This is a genomic window from Dolichospermum sp. UHCC 0352 (assembly GCF_009711925.1).
GTDB classification, from domain to species: domain Bacteria; phylum Cyanobacteriota; class Cyanobacteriia; order Cyanobacteriales; family Nostocaceae; genus Dolichospermum; species Dolichospermum lemmermannii.
The window spans coordinates 1-1,081 of record NZ_VIKY01000085.1 but is presented as its reverse complement, the minus strand read 5'-3'; the positions used below and the strand labels follow the sequence as shown (position 1 = coordinate 1,081).

General features: G+C 31.4%; 1 protein-coding gene. It reads left to right on the top strand.

The genetic code is table 11. From position 1 onward, the window contains the following. The first annotated feature begins 197 nt into the window (after positions 1 to 197). Complete coding sequence (locus FJR06_RS05735; protein ID WP_168651030.1) at positions 198 to 1,046, top strand: Rpn family recombination-promoting nuclease/putative transposase; 849 nt, start codon at positions 198 to 200, stop codon at positions 1,044 to 1,046. Positions 1,047 to 1,081: the final 35 nt, after the last annotated feature.

The window sequence follows — 1,081 nt, the reverse complement described above, 5'->3', positions numbered from 1 at the left end:
GAGCAAAATATAGCTATAGAAATTATTGCAGAATCAACTGGTTTATCTTATGAAGTTATTCAAAGAATTTAAGCGAATAATGCCAATTGATAGACTTGCGCCCATTTTTTGTGCTATACAGGAAATATTAGACAGAGTTTTCTAAATACATAGTTATTCAGCGAGTATTTCATTAAAATAATCTTGAAGGAGTAGTTATGTCCGCAAAATACTTTAATCCTTATACAGATTTCGGTTTTAAGAAACTGTTCGGAGAAGAAGGCAGTAAAGATCTACTCATGGATTTTCTCAACCAACTTCTACCAATACATCATCAAATTCAACAATTAACCTTTAAAAATCCAGAAAATCTAGCTGATACCATAGCAGAACGTAAAGCCATATTTGATATTTATTGCGAAAGTAAAACTGGTGATAAGTTTATCGTGGAAATGCAAAAAGCAAAAATCAAGCATTTCAAAGATAGAGCCTTATTTTATTCCACATTCCCCATTCGTGAACAATCAGAAAAAGGCGATTGGAATTTCTTTTTACTACCCGTCTATTTTATCGCCATTTTAGATTTTGAGTATGATGAAAATACAACATCTAAATTTAGGCGCGATGTATGTCTAAAAGATCAAGATGGTGATATTTTCTTTGATAAGTTAAACTTTAAATTCTTACAAATGCCGTTATTCAATAAACAAGAAAATGAATTAATAACGCATTTTGATAAATGGTTGTATTTTTTGAAGAACTTAGAAAGTTTTAATCATATACCCGTGATATTAAATGAACCAATATTTCAGAAAGGGTTTGAAATAGCGGAAATATCTCACTTAAATGTGGAGCAGTATGAACAATATAAGAAGAGTTTAGTCCAGTATTTAGAAGTGAAAAATGTATTTGATACAGCCTTTGAAGAAGGTGAGAAGGTCGGCATTGAAAAGGGCATTGAGAAGGGTATTGAGAAGGTTGCCAAAGCATTGAAAGAGCAAAATATAGCTATAGAAATTATTGCAGAATCAACTGGTTTATCTTATGAAGCTATTAAAAGAATCTGAGCGAATTATACCAATTGATAGACTTGCGCCCATTT

Coding starts and splice junctions, on each gene's coding strand:
- FJR06_RS05735 (WP_168651030.1), top strand. CDS start 198: ATGTCCGCAAAATACTTTAATCCTTATACAGATTTCGGTTTTAAGAAA.